The organism is Paenibacillus sp. JJ-223 (assembly GCF_927798175.1).
Taxonomy (GTDB): domain Bacteria; phylum Bacillota; class Bacilli; order Paenibacillales; family Paenibacillaceae; genus Paenibacillus; species Paenibacillus hubeiensis.
On sequence record NZ_CAKMMP010000002.1, the window covers coordinates 126578 to 145207 of the forward strand.

An 18630-nucleotide genomic window follows, 5' to 3' on the forward strand; every position below is an offset into this window, starting at 1 on the left:
TGTCAACACCATTTCGCAAATTCATTGGGTATGGAATGCAGTATTTTGCAAGATGGACATATTTCGAAAGGAAATACATCGCATTGGAAGACCGTATTTCAGTAAATTGCACAAGAGATGCCTGCTGATGAATGCTGCTGCGCCAGCTTCCCAAGACCGTACCGCGCCGGATACATCTCCAATCAGATCGCTGCAACGACATTATATATGCTCTTCAGGCCATTACGAATTCATGGAATTTCGGCCAAACCTACGAAAAAAAGGCGAGAGTCCATACACTGGCTTCTCTCACCCTTGTTTTGTTGATATGCTTTTCCCTGAAATGGGTCTGTTACCGAGCTACAACTTGGGTTCAGGGATCAGGTTAATCACAAGCGCGCCGCTTTGCACGCTGGCAATGTTCGCTGCCTCGATTCCCTCGGGAATGCGCACCTTCTGGCCGAACGGATAAAGCCGATCCATGTCCGCTTCCGTCAGGTTCTCCAAAGAGGGGGCACTCGATCCCGTTGAACCGTCTATTGCCGACTGCTGATCTGACGTGCCATTCGTTGAACCTGTGCCAGCACTCGTTCCGTTTTCTCCAGCCTGTCCGTCTGTCCCACGCGACGATGCGTCAGGAGACTGGGTTGAAGACGAATCGGGCGATGAGGCACCATTCTCTTCTCCTTGACTCAGATCTGGTGCAGAGCTCTCACTCTGTACACCGCTGCCTTCATTGGTCGATCCTTCGGAACTGTCATGGGTATCGTCATTCCCGGATGGGTCAACTGAAGAACCAGCCGCACCGTCGCCTGCAGTTGAACCCTCTGGTTGCCCTTCCGTGGTCAGGCTCTCCCACGCTCCGGCAGCATCAAGTTCCTCTACGCTGCCATCCTTCATGTTCAACTCCAGCGAATCGGACTGCAGCGTATCCCCGCCTGTCTCCGTGCGGAAACGGATCACCAATTGCGACGAGGCTTCCGCACTCCCGCCGGAGCCGCCCGGAATAACATAGGCCACCTGCTCGGGCAGCTGCACTTCCGGCTCGCTCGTAACATCGGGCTCCTGCACGGACGGCGGAGAAGCCGCCGGCGCTTCCGAATCTTTGCCCATCCATGCCAAGGCTGCTCCCGCAATGCCGGCAACCAGAATGACGATGAACGATGCCAAGAACAGGTTCTTTCTCTTGCCTGTCAGTATGCGAACCAGCGGTGAGGCGAGCTCCGATTTGGCCCGGTCATACGTCGGTTTCATGGTCTTGTCTGCCCTTGCATAATACGGCTTGAAGGCAGATTTCGATTTGAAGGCATCCCGATCATGGGTTTTGAAATAATCCACGACCGCATCCGAGTAAGCCTTGGCTGCTTGCTGCCCTCGCATGAAGAGCCGCTGGCGTCCCGACCATTCCATGAATTGGTATAACACGTCCTTGCTGCCGACATGGCTGCGGACGAAATCCAGCAGTCCGGCATAGTCCAGCCTGCTTCCGTTCCCTCCCCGATAAAAGGCAAGGGGCAGCGCCTCAAAGGACTTGCTTCCCGGCTGCAGCCGCATTTCGGCGGCCAACCAGCCGCGCGTCCAACGCTGCATTTCGTTCCGCTCCGCCAAAGAGAGGGACTCCAGCCTCGCCTCGTCCTGATCCTCTCCGCTTAGCCAAGCTCTCGCGGCCAGCATGACATTGATGCGGGCCGTTACGTCGGCTCCCTGTCTCGCAGCCCAATCCCGCACTTCGTTCTCGTGCAGCAGAATATCAATGCTCAGCAGCTGCTCCCTGGCGACCCGGCCCAAATCGAGATCCTGAATGAGGAAAAGATTAATGACATAAGCCAGCTTATCTGCCAACCGGGTCAATTGCTCCTGATAATCGGGCGGCGCTGCTCGTTCGGACAAGCTGCCCCGACTTGCAAATCCTTGGGTCCGCGCCTCGGATTGACCGATTTTGGCGGTGATGGCTGAACCGGCTGCGGCCTTTGGCATGCGGTCCAGCAAACTGACCTGCTTCAGCGCTTCATTTGCAGCCTCGACCGGATCAGGTGCCGAAAACAGACGCTCACGCAGTTCCTCGGCAGTCCGCTCCAGCAAGAAGCCGTCGTGAACGGCTGCAGGGTGCTCTGTTACCCAGCGCTGGAAGACCTTTGTAGTATCTGCAGCCGTCTCGGCCCGTTTCAACTGTTGTTCCAAATAGGGCTCGAACAACAGCTTCGATAGCGACGGATTACCCAGCACCTTCCCGAAAAAAGCCATATGCAGACCCGGTTCACGATCCAGCAAGGCATATAGCTCTTGGACGGCGCGCATACGTTTGCGCCCACGGGCGTTGTTGATGCCGTATACGAAATAGTCGACGATGCGCGACTGGACCGCTTGAGAAGCAATGCTGAAATATTCGCCGATCCGCGCAGCGACCGCTTCCTCGGGAACCTGTTCCCGTTTGACGCCGTCCAGCTCGCGGCCGAGAAGCGCCAGAAACAGTTCATTGAGCCGCGCACGCTGCAGCGTCCCGCCTTCAGGTTTCAGATACGTGAGCAACCCGCCCAGCACGCCGCTCTTGTTATCCAGCACATCCAGGGAATCGATGCCCTGTTCAAGCCGGTAAAATTGCGCTAATTCGCCATAAGCCTCAATCGACAGCTCGCGGCCAGGCTCCATGTTGGCGAGCATTTCGTCCGCGAACGTATAAAAGCCTTCCGCGGCTGCTCTCCCTTCCGGCTGGAGCAATGACCAAGCATAGGTCATGTACGGCAGTTGGGCTGTCGACAGGTCGGCATGGGTCACCCTGCCGGACATCAAATCGAACGTAAAGTCCTTCTCCGTATTGCGATCCTTCGGACGAAGCGTGCCCCGTTCCACGAACTGCAGATGGATGCCTTTCTTCGCCTGTGGTTCCTTCGCGTACGTCATGAATCCCAGCTGCCTGCGGTAAGCATAAGGCAAAGCGGCATACAGCAAACGCAGCAGCTTCCGGGCGCCGTCCGTTATCTCTTCGGCAGGCAAATCCAGTGCTACGTATACTTTGCGGCGCGTCGCCACCGCCTGCATGACGGCGTACAGCATACGCTTGAACAGCGCTTCGCTCATCTTCAGCGACTCCAGAACCGCTTCAGGAGACGGAGAGCCCTCTTCGGCAGACAATGACGGGGCTGCAGGCAAAGCGTCCAGCGAAGGCAATATTGTGCCTTGCTCGATGTCATATGACGTGGCGAAGGCGGTGTCCAGCCAACCGCCCTGTTTCATCTGCTGCTCCGCGCGGACGGCAGGCAGGACATAGTTATGGGCAAAAAAAGCGCTGCGCAGGCCGGTAAAATCGGCAGCCTGGTAGACGTTCTGCCCGAGGAGCGTCTCGCCGTTCTCCAGGCGGACCAGGTGGATGGACGGCGGAAACTTGCTGCCGTCCTTCTCTCCCCGGCCCGTCAGTTCAGCGGGAGCATCGTAGACGCAGTAAGGATGAAGCACTTTTTTGATGTAAGCAGGGTCCAATCCCGGCGATGCCGCAACCGTATCGAATCCTTCCGTGGTGCGAAACACCCCTCTCCGCTCCCTCGTGTACATCTGCTGTTCGATCGGCGGGGTTTGGGAAGAAGGCATCATTCCACTCTCCCCTCAATATACTTCAGCTTGTACAACAGCCACAGGAACGGCTCGTCCACGCGGATCGGACTGACGACGCCCTGCAGTTTCATGTTGACCGGATTGCTGCCCAATGCGGAAACGGCGAAATAGGCCGTATTTTTGAAATACACGTCCATCGTGCCTTTGAACGGCCGGTCCACCTTCTCCACGAAGCGGCGGATCTCTCCGTCGATGTTCTCGAACTCGGTCAGGTTGAAATAGTCGCGGTGCACCATGTTGCGGAACACGTTGCTGTTCGATTTGATATAATCGCCATCCTCGTCCTTGAGGGAATGCAGCATATCGCTTTTGGTCAACACGACGGCCGTCGGGATATCGGTTTTGGCCTTGTCCTGGTACGCGATGAAATCACCGAACAGCGTCAGCACCACGTCGCGCGGCTCGTCGTATCTTGGCGTCCATTCGCCCGGCTCGTTGCCGAGATTAATGCGGATTTTGTCCCGGATGGAACGAATCTGAAGCGGATCTACCATGAACAGGATGCCAGCGGAATTTTTGATGTGCTGCCCGTGCAAACCGAGATAGTCCTGCTCCACCATGCCTTCGCCGGCCACGTCGAAGAATACCAGCGTCAGCGGAGCCTTGTCCTCGTCCTTGAAGACGAATTGGAAAATGAACGGCTCCTGCAGCTTCTCCTTCTGCGTCGAATCAAGCAGGTCCCCGCGTTCAAACAACGGCTCTTCGTAGTCGGCGCGGAACCTGCGGCTGATCTCCGCATTCAGCGGCATGCACGCGGCATCGAAATGGTCTGCCGTGTAGTGCTGGAGCGTATGGATCAGTGACGTCATGTAGACCGACTTGCCGACCTGCGACGCGCCGATAATGGAAATAATGTTGCTTGGCGCTTTGCCTGCCGTCACCGGCAGCTCATTGTGACACTGCGGGCATAGCCTGCGTCTCGTTACCACGCCGTAACGATCATTCAAGCCCATGATGATGTTGTCCGAGTAAATGCGATGCTCTTCCGGCACGTCATGGGGGGCCAATACGGCCTCCATTTCGAATACGGTATCCAATCCAAAACGTTCGCGGTAGCGATTCAGCTTGGCGTCTTCCCCAAGCGCATAATCTTCATCGTCGTCGCGATGATGCGCGGCCCGGAACACGACCTCTTCCGGCGAAAATTTGCTGAAGCAATACGGACAGACGATATCGTAAAACAACGGACGTTCCTCCGGCTGCTGCCTTTTCAAAAACCGGCTAAAAAAACTCATAGTCTCTCCCCCTTCCCTGATCAGCGCAAAAAGATGATGCCTATTGCTTGAAACGTCAAAATGGTAAAAATTCATTCCGATGTATATAAGTTCGGCCGAAAGTGCTGATTACATCAACCTCGAATGCGTCCCAAACCACTCTCTTCTTCGAAACATGCAATGCTAATCGGATATAAGCCGGTACACCGCACCGTACTTCGGACCGTCCGTAAAAAACAAGCGGACGTAATCATCCTTGGCCACCTCGACGGCCGGCAATTCGGTTCGTCCCGGCGCAAAGTCGCTGAGGAACGGGTACACCGTCCCGTCCTCCTTGTTCAACGGCACGCCGCCTGGCTTTCGCACATAGCAGAGCGCCTCCTTCGGCACGGGGACCTCGGCCGTAACGGTCATCCACACGCTTTTCCGTTTCTGGAACAAGCCTTTTTTATATCGGATCGAAAAGCGGATATCCGCCTTGCGGCTGCTTGCGAGCACGGTATTGTCTCCATCCTGCTGACGGAGCAGCACCGGGCCGTCCTCGTCCATGCCGCAGGCATGGACCGTGTAGCGAATAGCGCCGAACCCCGTGATCCGATCCACGTATCCGTTGCTTGCTTTATATTCCTCTCTGGTGTACAGCTTGAGCTTACCCTGCGTCGTTTCACCCCCGACATGGTCTTTGCTGACCAGCTCCAGCTCCGATCTTTCAACATACACGGCTTCGATGCCTTCCGGCCACAACCAGCGAAGCGTGCAATGGTCTTCGTCCATCGCAAGGGTCAACTTGCGAATGACCGGTCCCGATGAGTCCGTATCCATAACTCGCATGATCCGATGACCTCCCGATGTTTAAAATCCCTTGCTGCGCGTATCTCGCGGTCTTTGCGCGAAGCCCTCTGCGGCGTTGCTTCGCCCGCCGCCGTCCGAACGGCCGCGCTTCTTGCGCACCGTGTCCTCCCTGACCGGAATGATCCAGGTAAACAAGGTGAGCACGCCGGACAGGATGAGCAGCGCTGCAAAACGCGTAAGCGGATCGCCAATGGCCGAACCGTCGATGCCCCATTCCAGCAGCAGGCCGGCAAGCAGGCCGGACACGACCCCGCCAATCCCGAAATTCATGGCCAGGTGGCGGTTATCGAACACAAGCCCGAGCGAAACGCCCAGCGCTGCCCCGATCAGCAGCAATGCCGCCACGCGGAAAATGGCCAAATAGGTGCTATGCTGCATCATGCCCGTTCGCTCTGTTACCAGCGTCCGTTCGTCGATCGTATCGTAAATCTGCTGGAACGCCAGCTGCAATCCGCCCGCATCCGGAACATCGTAGTACAAGCCGCCAGTCTGCTGAGCGATGCTCCGCAGAAGATCGGTCCCTGACGGGTCGACCAGGCTCAGTCCGACCGTATTCACGGCAATCTGCTCCTGCACGTAGTCCGCCAGAACGCCTGACTGATTTACTTCGCTGAAACCGTCGGACAACAGGATGGCTACCGTTCCCCGGCTTGGGTCCTGCTTGCTGCGCACTTGCTCCATCGCCTCGGTTAACGCCGCCTCGAAGTTGGTCCCGCCCGAGGTGGTCACGATGCCATCGATCTTGTCGTACACTTCGTTTTTGGCGGCTTCGCTATCCATCTGAATGAAAGGCTGCAGTAACTGAGGCTCGTCGTCGAACGTGATGACGGCAACCTGTTTGTCGCTGTCCATCTGCGCAATCAACGTTTTCGCCGCTTCGAAACGCCCGTTGTTCGGGTCCGTGTCCGACATGCTGCCCGAGTTGTCGATCATCAGCACGATATCCTTGACCTGCTTGGCCCCGCCCGGATTGATCTGGTACAGCAATTGCAGTACCAGGCCGACGACGAACAACAGTGCCAGCGTAGCCGGAACAAGCAATTTCCAGGACAGGCTCATGTATCTCAGTTTCCACGATGCTCCGTTCAGCCTTGGCGAGATCATCTCGGCCAGCAGGCAGAACAGCCCTACGCTGAGCGCCAGTACGCCAAAGTACAGACCCATCAGCAGCAGGCGGGGCATCTCCCCAAGCCACTCGTGAAGCATGAGTTCCCCTGCCGCAAATCCGACAGCCCCGCCAATGAGGCTGAACAGAACCAGGAGAAGATTGATTTTTCGCTGCATGTTCACATGCATCCTTTCCGATACCGGCCCTGAGGACCGGAAAATTGACGATGGCCGCTTGAACCGGTTGTGTGCATGTTTCCGCGCGATCCGTTCTGCTCACCATCGATGACGGCTGCGGACAGGCAAGCCGAAGGCTTCAATGAAGAGGCTCCAACTTATCGGCCAAACCGTCCGGATGAAGCTCGTACCCGTTTGCTGCATAGGAATCGTAGTAGACCCTCGCATTGCGGTAGACCATCAGGTCCTCCAAATGAAATCCGCCCATCAGGTTCAGCTTTTCCACGCCGCTGCTGCGTTCTTCATACACCACGCCCAGCTTGTAAATGCGGGACGTTTCTTCGGCATGAGCCGCGTAGTCCATAAAGGCGCTGTTCGAATCACCGAAGAAATACTTCTCTTCGTACCGATGCTCCTGCGTGTAATCGAACACGCGCACCCGGATCACGGCCTGATCCTCCAGCGTGCGATACAACTTGAGGAACAAGTCGTCGCGGGTCAGCACGTTTTTGTCCCCGTAGGCAATCGTGACGTTGGCCCGCTGCAGCAGCTCCTCTTCGAACGGCATGCGCAAAGGCTCTGCCGCAAGCAGCAGCGTACGGCATACCGTCATCAGCCGCTCCAAAACCGCTTCATTACCTTCCGCAGCAAGTTTGTTCATGTCGCCCATATAGCGATCTTCAAACCAAATGTCCCGCCCCCGGCTTGCTTCCAGCTCGGCGACGAGGGCTTCCGTTACTTTGCCGTAGTATTCCATAACGTTCTGGCCGATGTAATCGTCGGCCGCGGCTGCACTTTCCTCGGCTGCATCCCGCAGCCCTGCTTCCAGCTGCGCCAGTCGTTCCGTCACGCTGCGGCTGAACGCATGCAGCTGCTCCATCTCCGCGTCGTACATCCGCAAAAGCTGCAGCTCGCTTTCCAGCCGCAGAAGCTCGATCTTGGGAAGATACACCTTCTCCAGCAAGCAATCGATCAGATTGCGGACATTCTGCTTGTCGCGGAAAAGAGCCCGTTTGAACGGCTGGTCTTCGACGCGCTCCTGTTGTCGCTGCTCCAGCAAGGCCCGGGCCGCATCCAATTGCAGCGACTTGTCCCGGATCAGCGCCAGCAGCGCTTCGCGAACGCTGCCTTCGCCGCTTCCGCTCCAGGACGCCCACTGGAAGTACCCGATGTCCGGATGTTCGGACCGGGACGCTTCGGCCTGGCGAAGCAGGGAGCCTTCCTTGCCCCGCTGCCGCACCCGTTCCTCGGCGGGCCTCGCCACGTTTTCCCGGAAGTACGCCTCCGCTCCCTGACCATAAAGCGCCTTTTCCGCCTCGCGGAGGGAGAGCGGCTTCAGGTCCGAGAAACCGACATTATGGGTCATGATGCCGCTCATGCCTTCGATCAGGTCTTCCCCCGGCAGCATGCCGAGCGTTTTGCGTTCCAGCGCCGCCGCATCCGCGCCGAAGAAAGCCAGCTTTTCCTTCATGCTCCAATCCGGCTCCTGCCGCATACGGCCGAGCAGATAGCGGTACAAGTGATACAGCACCGCTAAAGCAATCGGTTTGTTCGGCCGCCGCACTTCGGCGAAACCCGCGCTCGCATAGCCGTGGCGGGCGGTCGCGGTGCGGATGTTGTTTTTGAAAGACGTGTTATTGTAGGCATTCTTTCCTCCAGGGTTGTCTGCATCCTGCTTCCGGTTTTTCAACAGGCAGATGCGGCAGATCATCTCTGCGTTGTCGATCCACCCGCCCGGCACGCCGGTGCCGCGCTCGTTTTTGTCCGACAGCACATACACCAGGTCGAATAACGGCGAAGCGGGATGAACGACAGGGATCGATATGCCGTCCTCCGTGACCAGAAGGTTGCCGCTGTACGCAAATTCGGACGACTGCATGTAATCCAGTTCACGCAAAAAGGCGAGGCTTGCCGCGCTGGCGTAGCCGTAGGATTCGACCTGTTCCATTTCGCTCACCAGCACGTGCAGATCGGTCTGCACGGACTTGAACGACTGGCCCAGAATCGTCTCCGTCAGCTTCACCAATTCGGGCAGCAGCACGTTCAGCGGGTCGTCCGCCCGCGTAATGACCGTCACGTAGATCCGATCGAACGAAGAGTACAGCCTGCCGAACTCGGCAATCCGGTTGCTAACCTTGCGCAGCGTCCGGTTAAGCCCGGCGAGCGCCCCGTTCGACGCATGGAACGCGCGATGCACGTCCCGGCGCAGCGTTTTGGAGGATTGCCCGGTATTCACGTTCAAAGGCAGAGCATAACGGATGACCTGGCCATCCTCGAAGACTTCGGACTTGCCCAACTCTCCGGAACCAGCACCACCGGCACCATACCGCTCATGGGCCCCATATACCCCAGGTTCATGTTCCTCCTGCTTGCCGTCAGCATCCGTCCCGCCCTGATGGTCTGTACCGACCTGCAAATACGCAACGCCGTCGCCGTTGTCCCATTTGACGCGATTGATGGCTCTCACCGCAGGCAACGCAGGCGAAACGGAATCGCCCACGAACAGGAACAGGGCCGGGTAATGAATGCTGCTGCGGCCATCGGCCAGACTGCCCTGCCGCTCCTGCTCCGCTGCATATGAAGCAGCGAATTGTTCAAGCTTGCGTTTGATCACGGCCGTCATCTTACTTCAGCCTTCTGCGGATGTCGTTCAGCTTGGCCGACATCGTTCTGTAGAATTGGTAGAGTTCCTCCCCGTTGGCCAGCTCCACCCGCTCGTACTCGAGCTGATCGCGGGCTTCCATATACAATGTGGCCAGATCGTCCAACTTCGCAAGCAATGGGGCGATGTCTTCGGACGCGGTCAATTCGTTGTCGCGGCGGGACGCTTTGCGCATCAGCGTGTTCCGGTCCTTCTCCGACAAGGCGCGGAAGTTGCCGAACACCTCGTATTCCGCATAGTTGCGGCTCTTCATCAGGTTGGCGAACGGCTCCCACGCGTCTTCCTCGGGATCGCGGTCGTACACGTACAGCGCGCCTTTTTTGACGATCGTATCCGTGTAGAGCGCCTCGATGAAGCGGTCATACCACTGTTCCTCGTCCTGATGCTGGGAAAGGATGCTTTCCAGTTCGGCGACTTTGGCCGAGATGGCCTCCATCTTCGCCAGCTCTTCGCGCACGCGAACAATGAGCTGCGGCGAGCGGACCAGGTTTTCTTTGGCCATCTCTTCGTTGATGCTGCCGAAAATGTCCTTCGTGCCAACGCGCGGCAATCCTTCTGCAAGCAGGCGCTTCAGGTCGGTCGAAGCCCGCTTTACCTCGCCCAGATTTGGCGCAGAGGACGTCAAACGCATGTCATAACCGGCCAGCTTCGCATTCAAGTCGAACGGTTCTGTGGTCACCACGGCATAGCGGCTGCTGGTGTTCTCATCTTGCGTTTTGGCCGTGATGATCCGGTACCCGAGCGCTTGGTCGAATTCGGCGCGAACGCGGGCGTTGTACTGTTTAACGCGGGCATTCTCATACACATCGCCCCACGATTTCTCCGGAATCGGCGATGGCAGGTAGGTCCAGTTGTTTTTCTCGGTCTGCACTAAGTGGCGGCCAATGCCCTCTTTGTCCAGAATCGTGCGCTCGTAGCTCTCTTCGTAAACTTTCAGCGGGGTATAGACGAAGAGCGGTACCCCGTTCCGGGTGTTGAGCCAGAAGATCCGGTTGCGCACCTCGCTCTCCTTGACGGTAAAGTGGGATTTGCCGACCGCGTTGTTTTGATAGTTGCGGATCCCTTTGAGAATACCGGGCGCCTGCGCAGGCACCGACACGAAGCCCCAGGATGGGAAATGCAGGCTGCCCGTGCTGTTGCTCAGATTGAATACCGGCACGGCCTCATCATCCAGCTTGCCTGCGATGTGGCGTTCCACAAACTTCTCGACCGACTCGTCCTTGCCGTATTTGATGACCAGGAAGTCTTCCATGGAACGGGTGATCAGGTCACCGAATTTCTCGGTCAGGAAGTCGGAGATGGAGCTGACGATGTCGATTTCGTTCTCCTGCACCCACTGGCTTGAATTGTCCAGCAGCTCGCGCGAGAAGTCGCGGATCAGGTCATCGGTATCGCGCTTGTCCAGCATGCTGTCCACGAGGCTCACGATATCCGGCACGCTAACAACGTTCCAATAATACGTTTTGTTGCCTTTGTGGTCGATCTGTTCCTCGCCGCGCGTGAGAATATCGCCGTTCTTGGCAAAGATCGAACTGAGGGCATTGAGCGTTTCGGTGAACACGTTGTAAATGCGGGAGTTCTCGCGGTTCAGCAATTCGTACAGGTCTTCGTAGAATTCGATCAACTGGTCGTTGCGCTCCACATCGGCGTGCAGCCAGTACTCATGGATTTTTGCTTCGATATACGCATTCTTTTTCTTTTCTTTCGATACAAAAGCGCTCTTGGCGTCACCCAGCTTCTCCTCGCATTGCTCCTGCGCCGCCTCGATATCGCGCGGGATGCGGAAGGCATTCTCGCGCAGCGTTTCGATGTAGGACTGGATCATCTTCAGCACGCAGAAACCTTTCTCGGTATAAATCAGGCGGGATACATAGAAAGGCCCCTGCTCCGGATGCAAAAACATGCGGCGGATCTGGTCGGTAAATTGCCCCACGATTTCGCCGGGCAGCTGCTTCTTCGCTTTGATGTATTCCTCGCGTGCACGCGACAGAAAGTTCTGCTCCAGCTCGGTGTCCATGTTGACCACCTGATGTTTGATTACATTGTTATAGGACAGGCGCTCGCTGTTCTGATACCCCGGCAGCGGTTCGGGCACGCGCGATTCAAATGCTTTAACGACGCTTTCGAGATCGATGCCCAGCTTGCGGGCAAACTTCTCGGTATCCTCCTGGTTCGGAGCCTTCGAGAACATGGTGCTCATTTTATCGAACATGCGATAGGCCAGATACGTCGTCATCTCTTCGATCGGCAATACGGCCGAAGAAGCGCCGATGATGTTGTAATCGTAGTTGGCCGGGTACACTTTGTTCATCTGCGCGATGTTGGTGCGAATGTTGCTGATATAGTCATGGATCGCGAATTCTTCGCCAGACTGTTTCTCCTCGCTCGCCATGAAGTTGGTGATGTTCTCTGCGGTCACGTTCATGCAGTAGTCGTACGCGTTTTCCAGCAGCTTGCCCTCCGTGTTCGTAGCCGAGATCAGATGGCATAGATTAAAAGGCGGAAGCGGCGAATTGACCGTCAAAATGTTGCCGTACTTTTGCGTGAACCGCTCGCCGCGGCTGTCCACGTTCATCCAGTAATCCAGTTCCTTCAGCGCAGCGTAGCCGTTCTTGCGGATATACTCTCGCGTATGTTCGCTGAGGCTTTTGTTGGACAGGTTCACGTCAGGGGTGAACAGGTAACCGAGCGTATTGACGCGGTCGATGCCCGCCGAACCGTGGTCGCGCTCGATGATGCCGCGCACGATGTAGGAGATGTCCAGAAAACATCCGCTGCCCGTTCCGCCAGACAGCCCTGTCAGCAGAAACACCATCAGCTTTTTGTTCGTGCCCACGGACAACGTTTTGATTTTTTTGTCGATCGCCTGCACGACCTGGTTGATCTTGGTGAACAGCAGCAGCCGGCCGGCCTGGCGAACGCCTGCGGCCCCGTTCATGCCGTCCGTAATGCTGAGCTCCGGCGACAACCAGTCCGTAATGTACGGCTCCAGCACGCTGCGGTTCTGCAGCAATCCGCCGATCTCGGCATTGGACAGCAGCACGAATTCGTTGATCGGGTCCAGCCCGATTCCTTTGTACCGTTTGGCGCGGTCCTGCTCGTTCGTTTCAAAAGCCAAAAATTCAACGTTGGCCGGCTTTTCCATTTTCTTTTTGGATACCGGGTCCTGCGGCAGCTTGAACCTGCGGTTAATCTGATATTTCAAACGCAGCAGCGCATCGATTCCCGTACCGCCAAGACCGATGATCAGAATCGGGTTGTCGATCGTATCGACCCTGATCTTTTCGCTGACGATTCCCCCGCCAAGCGATACGTCCAATTGCTGGATATGCTCTCTCACGATTGGTTTCATTTCATGTCCTCCCTATGCATGGGCATCATGGATGCCGGATGATGGATGATGATCACACCAAATATTCGATCAAAATCGTTTTGTCCGCCTGTTGCAGCGGGATGCTCAGCCGGTCGCCGTTCTTCAGTTCAACGCCTGAGCTTGCATCGACGGCGCGTCCGGATTTCTCCAGCGTGCCTCCTGCCGTGTTGCGCAAAATGATGCGGTCCCCGTTGCCAGGGGTGAATATATATTTCTCCGTTTCTTTCAATTCGGGGTCGAGCTGCAGCAGTTGATGCAGGTGGAACCGCCCCCGGAAAGTCATCAGCTTTTTGTATTGCGGGTAAGATTTGTCCCCGGTGTTCTCATCGCGGATCTCGATGACCATCTGGCCGACGAAGCCGCGGTTTTTGCGTTTCAGCCAGCCCATCAGGAACCAGCCCCCGACCGCAACGGCGATCAGCGCCAATGCACCGATGATAACGGGTATCCATGGAAAAGGCTTGTCTGTTTCGGGACTCGAAGTCGTCGGCTGTTTTCCGCCGCTTGCGCCCGTTCCCCCGGCATTGACGACGATCGGGGCGCTCTCCCTGTAGAAGCTGTCTTCTTCGGCACGGATCACCAGCTCATAATTATGGTTGTCCGGCACTTCGAATGTCCCGGCGAACCCGCTGCCCGTATTTTCGAGCGGCTGCTCCGCCGTTTTGCCCGTATCCGTATCCTTGACGACCAACGTCGCCGTCATGTCGGCATAAAGATCGTTGTCCTGCAAAGGCTGTCCGCCGTTTTCCAATCTAGCAGCCAATTCGACGGTGTCGCCCTTGGCATAGGACTTGGTCTTAATCGGGTCCGCGACGAGCTGCAGATCGTAGTTGAACAGCAGGTTGATGTCGATGCTGTCCTTCGGCGCGCCTTTTACGCGCAGCTTCCAGTCTCCTTCCTGCGGTTTGAGCAGTTTCAACAAAGAATAACTCTTCGACGTGGACAACTTGGCTTCATCCGAATTCAAATCCACGGCTTTGCCCGAAGGATCGGCCAATTGAATTTCGACAGGCTTGGACGACATGATGGAAACGTTGGCCTCCAGCACGCTGTCATTCGGGACGTTAACGGTAACATCCTGATAACTGCCGTTTCCCGTCACCGATGGCAGCTTGACCACGTTCAGCTTGGCATGGTCCGCAAAAATTTCGCTTAAAATCTGCGGCAGATCATCCGGCGTATCGGTAATGAACGACTTGCCTCCGGTCTGCTTGGCCAAATCGGCGAGAGCTGCCCGGTTGAGCTTGCCGTCGGCATTCAGTCCGATCGTGTAAACCGGAATGCCTTTGTTCTGCGCTTCCTTAACGGCAGCGGCCAGGTCGGCATCCGACTGCGACTGCGTGCGGCTGCCGGATTTGTTGAAATCGTTGTTGCCATCGGCCAGCAATACGATCATCGGCGAGTGGCTCGCATCCGCGCCATGTTCCAGAATGTTGACGGCTTCGCTCATGCCGACGGAAATATCCGTGTAAGGCCCTCGCCCCAGCTGGTCGATGAACGTTTTCAGGCTGTCTTTGTCCGCATCGGACTGAATTTCAAGCAAGGCTTTCTCCCGCTCGATCTGATCCGTATATGCAACAATTCCTACCTTGTCTCCCTGAGCCGGGAGCATATCGATAAACATTTTCATGGCTTCATTGCTGATTTTGTCGCGATCGCTCGTATTCATCGAGTTGCTTACGTCGGCTACAAGCACCGCGTCGATTCCGCTCGTCTGCGCCTGGGCAGCGGCCGCTTGGGGCAGCAGTGCCTGAGGCAGCAGCAGCGTGATGATGACCAGCAGGGCAACTGCTCCGCCGAGCCAACGCATTTTGCTTTTCTGCACCATGGGTGTACTCCTTCACGTTTGAGATTGAAATGGGAATAGTTTATTATAGGCCTCAAGCCTTAAGGAAATCTTAACAGCATGCTAATAAATTCTGAAAAGCCCCCCTATACTGAGTTACAATTTTGTCATGATTGGCAAAAATCGACAAGAACAAGCACCTGTTTCGGGAAGTAAAGCCCAACTATGGAAATATGATATAGTTATTCCCGTCGGTTCGCAATGATTGCTGTGCTTGTTATAATCACATCAAACCTTGAAAGGGACGGATTATGGTTACATACGTATGCCTCGCCATATTGTTTCTTTTTGTCCTGATCCGCTGGGTCAAGCTGTTGGTGCATCGCCGCAAACCGGTGACCCGGGAGGATTCGGACCGCACTCTTTATACTATTTTGAACGGTGAGCGTGATTGAGCATGGGTACCAAACAAGTGGTTTCGATCAGACCTTTTATACGAACGACGTATGCCTTTGAAAAGTTGCGCGTATGCAAGCGCTGCGGGACGTATACCTGCCTCTGGGAAAACGAATGCTCCTCCTGCGGACGCAGTGCACTCGTATCCGTACAGCAGCGGGCCGCTTCCAAAGTGAAACGCCGCATCGCTCGCGACATCGTGCTTGTAGCGTTGCTCGGCGCCGCCGCCGTTTATTTGGGCGAATCGTTGGATCAATCGATGCTCGCAGCCTCGGTAACACTGCTGCTGCTCGGCTTGCTCGCTTTTATGCATAAACGCTCGTTCCTTACGGAGCAATTGCGCCAAATGAAACGAACGCTGCAGGAGGATCGTGAAGCGATCCGCCAAGGCATCAACCGCAATTGGGCGCTCGTGGCCGAAGCGCGCAAGGAGGACGAAGTCCTCGCATACGAAATGCTGCGCGAGATCGGCTCGCTCGTCTACAATGACCGCATTCGCCTGCAGCAGGTGGCGCTCCTGCAATCGTTCGTGCTGCGCAGCGACATGGACCTGCAGCTGCGGCCGCTGCTGCTCGGCAGCTTCGAGCGCCTGCTCGCCGAATACATCGGCGAGATTGCCAGGCTGAAGCCGGAGCTGATCCGGGAAGACGCCATTCGTTATGTCGCGAACTACGAGGTCCAAATTTTGCAGCTGCACAACGGCATCCAAATATTGACCGCCGTCGTTGCCGCTGCCGTGCGCAAAAGCAAATACATCGAGCTGTTCCCAAGCCTCATTACCCGCTATGCCCGCTTCATTCCCAAGGATCGGTTCATGAGGCTGTACCAAACTCTCGAACGTTATCCCGGGAAAGCGCGCGGGGGCTTGGCCGAGTCTGTAGCCCGGGTCTATAACGAGAGATACCGTGAGCAGCCTGTCGATGCCTGGAGCTGATGGACTGATGGAGGCGCGACTGAGAGATAAGAGAATGAGGGATTGCTAGAATTCGACAAATAAAGTACTAGTAATTCTCCCTTGAGGCTCCCAAACATGATACAAATTGAAATCATTCAACCTTATATAGACGATGAAATGAATGTCTGCCCCTGCAACTGAGGCCGGAGACATCGTTTTCGTTTTGTGCGACTCAATTCATTTGGTTGTCAGCCTGCCATTTGTTAGCTGATTAAGCCATCCAAAAAGGCGCTCCTGGTCACGAGATGACCGAGAACGCCTTTTTTTCGTTTGATGCGGCATGGTTACATGCTGTTTATGCGAATGAGGGATAAGGATATAACAACGTTTGTTTGCCATATTATCCGCGGGAAGGCCGCGAGCGCCTCACTTGCCATTGCTTCTAACATAACTCTACTTATACTTTGCGACATATACTTTGCGCTCCACCCATCTTACTTTGGCCTCTGCGCTTGCTAGCCGCAACTATACTGATTCCGCACACCGCCTACATGAGAAGTTCTAACGAACATTGGACGCGTTATTGGGCCTCTTTTGAGTCCAGGGAAATTGTTACGAACTTCAGGCACGCTATTTGGCCTCCAAAGGCTCGTGCACCTACTTTTTCGATCAAATAACGTGGCTCATGTTCGTTAGAATTTGATGACCACGATTTAGGGCGATATAAGGCGTGTGAGGTTCGTTAGCGCGCGTGAACGCGAAAAACCGCAGCCCGGAAAGAGAGACCTCTCTACTCTTCCGGAATACGGTCTATATTCGTGCACGGTATATATCTGCGGACTGTTACCAGTTCGAGGCTTGTTCACGTGCTCTTCTGCTAATTATGTCAGTAGGCTGGCATGACGTCTCCCTGTGTCCTGCGTCTTGGCGGAACCGGAGCTTTAACGCCCCCGGCGTCCCCCGCTACGACCGCCACGCGAGTCGCCGCGGGAGCCTTGGCCCGCACCGCGGCCGCTGCCACCGCGAGCATCGCTGCGTCCTGCGCCGCCGCGGCTATCGCTGCTGCGTCCGCCGCCATTGCGGCCGCCCGAGCGGCCGTTCTCGCCACGGCCGCCTTGGCCCTGGCTCGCGCCACCGCCGCCGCTGCGGGCAGACCCGCGGCTTCCGCCACGCTCGTCGCGACGTCCGCCGCTGCGTCCGCTTTCGCCGCGGGAGCCGCGTCCGCGACCGCCTTCGGCACGGTCGCCCCGGCCCGAGCCGCGACGCGCGCTGCCCGTCCCGGCAGAACGTCCGCCTGAGCGCTCTTCCTCGCCCAGGCTGTGAACCGTGCGTCTCGCCGCGCCGGTGGACTCGACAGGCCCTTCGCTGGTCCAGATGATCCGGGACAGCTTCTGGCCGATGCCTTGCTCGATCCGGGCAAGCTCCGGCTTGTCGTGCTGCGCCGCAAACGTCACGGCAAGGCCTTTGCCGCCCGCGCGTCCCGTACGGCCGATGCGGTGGATGTAACTCTCCGCATCATGCGGAATGTCGTAGTTGAAGACGTGGGTCACGCCTTCAACGTCCAAGCCGCGCGCTGCCACGTCGGTCGCGACCAGCAGCTGCAGCTTCGCGTCGCGGAACGCTTTCATGACGTTCTCGCGCTTCGCTTGCGACAGGTCGCCATGCAGCTCGTCGCTCATGTACCCTGCCTCGCGCAGCTCGGCGTTCAGCTTCGACGCGCGGCGCTTCGTGCGGCAGAAAATGATCGCCAAATACGGGCGATACGTATCGATCATGCCGCGAAGCGCGTTCAGTTTGCCCCGATCCGTGCATTCCAGCACCTGCTGGCGAATCTGCTTGATCGGGATGACGGACTGGGACGATACCTTGACGTCCACAGGGTCCTTCATGTAGTTTTTGCCCAAATGGCGAACGCCTTTCGGCATCGTGGCCGAAAACAGCATCGTTTGGCGTTTGTACGGCAGCGCTTTGATCAGTGTTTCCACTTCGTCCAGGAAGCCCATGTGCAGCATTTGGTCGGCCTCGTCCAGCACCAGCTTGCGCACGTTGTCCAGCTTCAGCGTGCCGCGGCGCAAGTGATCCAGCAGCCGCCCCGGCGTGCCGATCACGATCTGCGTGCCGTTCTCCAGTTTGCGCAGCTGTTTCTCCACATCCTGTCCGCCATATACGGCAAGCACATGAAGTTTATCGTCATTGGCGGTAAGCTTCTTCGCTTCCTCCGTAATTTGCAGCGCAAGCTCACGCGTCGGCGCGATGATCAGTGCCTGCGGCGAGCGGTCCGATACGTTGATTTTCTGAATAATCGGCAGCAGGAAAGCCAGCGTTTTGCCCGTGCCCGTCTGCGCCTCGGCAATGATATCGTTTCCGCCCAGCAATACCGGAATGGAGCGTTCCTGTACCGGCGTCGGCACGGTGATTCCCTGATGCTTCAGAATCTCGCACCATTCGGGCCTGATGCCCAGTTGTTCAAAATTAGCCAATCGTTACACCTCTGTCAGTTCATTTAGATTAAAAGCAATT

10 protein-coding genes are annotated in these 18630 nt (G+C 56.6%); 2 read left to right on the top strand and 8 right to left on the bottom strand.

Going from position 1 to position 18630, the window contains the following annotated elements; genetic code table 11:
- Window positions 1-339: 339 nt before the first annotated feature.
- The 7 genes from L6H98_RS04175 to L6H98_RS04205 all read right to left on the bottom strand — a co-directional run bounded on the left by L6H98_RS04175 (window position 340) and on the right by L6H98_RS04205 (window position 14801).
- Entirely contained in the window at window positions 340-3567 is a 3228-nt protein-coding gene (locus L6H98_RS04175) for a hypothetical protein (RefSeq protein WP_236413132.1), read from the bottom strand.
- Window positions 3564-4823 (bottom strand): hypothetical protein, encoded by a 1260-nt coding sequence (locus L6H98_RS04180; protein ID WP_236413133.1) that lies wholly within the window; start codon window positions 4821-4823, stop codon window positions 3564-3566. Before L6H98_RS04180 ends, L6H98_RS04175 begins: the two co-directional genes overlap by 4 nt.
- A 162-nt stretch (window positions 4824-4985) precedes the next feature.
- A complete protein-coding gene (locus L6H98_RS04185) occupies window positions 4986-5633 on the bottom strand; it encodes a beta-mannanase (protein WP_236413135.1) in 648 nt (215 codons plus the stop codon).
- Window positions 5634-5654: 21 nt separating this feature from the next.
- Window positions 5655-6938 (bottom strand): vWA domain-containing protein, encoded by a 1284-nt coding sequence (locus L6H98_RS04190; RefSeq protein WP_236413137.1) that lies wholly within the window; start codon window positions 6936-6938, stop codon window positions 5655-5657.
- Between the two features lie 139 nt (window positions 6939-7077).
- Window positions 7078-9561 carry a transcription initiation factor TFIID gene (locus tag L6H98_RS04195; protein WP_236413139.1) on the bottom strand — a complete coding sequence of 828 codons (2484 nt, stop codon included), beginning with the start codon at window positions 9559-9561 and terminating at the stop codon, window positions 7078-7080.
- Window position 9562: 1 nt separating this feature from the next.
- A complete protein-coding gene (locus tag L6H98_RS04200) occupies window positions 9563-12952 on the bottom strand; it encodes a tubulin-like doman-containing protein (protein WP_236413141.1) in 3390 nt (1129 codons plus the stop codon).
- A gap of 52 nt (window positions 12953-13004) precedes the next feature.
- On the bottom strand, window positions 13005-14801 hold the full coding sequence (locus L6H98_RS04205) for a vWA domain-containing protein (protein ID WP_236413143.1): 1797 nt from the start codon (window positions 14799-14801) through the stop codon (window positions 13005-13007).
- Window positions 14802-15070: 269 nt separating this feature from the next.
- Here L6H98_RS04205 and L6H98_RS04210 point away from each other — a divergent pair, with 269 nt between their 5' ends.
- Entirely contained in the window at window positions 15071-15214 is a 144-nt protein-coding gene (locus L6H98_RS04210; protein WP_236413145.1) for a hypothetical protein, read from the top strand.
- A gap of 2 nt (window positions 15215-15216) precedes the next feature.
- Window positions 15217-16149, top strand: coding sequence for a hypothetical protein (locus tag L6H98_RS04215; protein WP_236413147.1), 933 nt, complete (start codon window positions 15217-15219; stop codon window positions 16147-16149).
- Window positions 16150-17051: 902 nt separating this feature from the next.
- On the opposite strand, the gene L6H98_RS04220 is transcribed toward L6H98_RS04215, so the two are convergent.
- Complete coding sequence (locus L6H98_RS04220; protein WP_236413149.1) at window positions 17052-18590, bottom strand: DEAD/DEAH box helicase; 1539 nt, start codon at window positions 18588-18590, stop codon at window positions 17052-17054.
- Window positions 18591-18630 lie beyond the last annotated feature (40 nt).

Bases quoted from the DNA above. Each gene is read 5' to 3' on its own strand.
- L6H98_RS04175 (WP_236413132.1), bottom strand. From the start codon at position 3,567: ATGATGCCTTCTTCCCAAACCCCGCCGATCGAACAGCAGATGTACACG.
- L6H98_RS04180 (WP_236413133.1), bottom strand. From the start codon at position 4,823: ATGAGTTTTTTTAGCCGGTTTTTGAAAAGGCAGCAGCCGGAGGAACGT.
- L6H98_RS04185 (WP_236413135.1), bottom strand. From the start codon at position 5,633: ATGCGAGTTATGGATACGGACTCATCGGGACCGGTCATTCGCAAGTTG.
- L6H98_RS04190 (WP_236413137.1), bottom strand. From the start codon at position 6,938: ATGCAGCGAAAAATCAATCTTCTCCTGGTTCTGTTCAGCCTCATTGGC.
- L6H98_RS04195 (WP_236413139.1), bottom strand. From the start codon at position 9,561: ATGACGGCCGTGATCAAACGCAAGCTTGAACAATTCGCTGCTTCATAT.
- L6H98_RS04200 (WP_236413141.1), bottom strand. From the start codon at position 12,952: ATGAAACCAATCGTGAGAGAGCATATCCAGCAATTGGACGTATCGCTT.
- L6H98_RS04205 (WP_236413143.1), bottom strand. From the start codon at position 14,801: ATGGTGCAGAAAAGCAAAATGCGTTGGCTCGGCGGAGCAGTTGCCCTG.
- L6H98_RS04210 (WP_236413145.1), top strand. From the start codon at position 15,071: ATGGTTACATACGTATGCCTCGCCATATTGTTTCTTTTTGTCCTGATC.
- L6H98_RS04215 (WP_236413147.1), top strand. From the start codon at position 15,217: ATGGGTACCAAACAAGTGGTTTCGATCAGACCTTTTATACGAACGACG.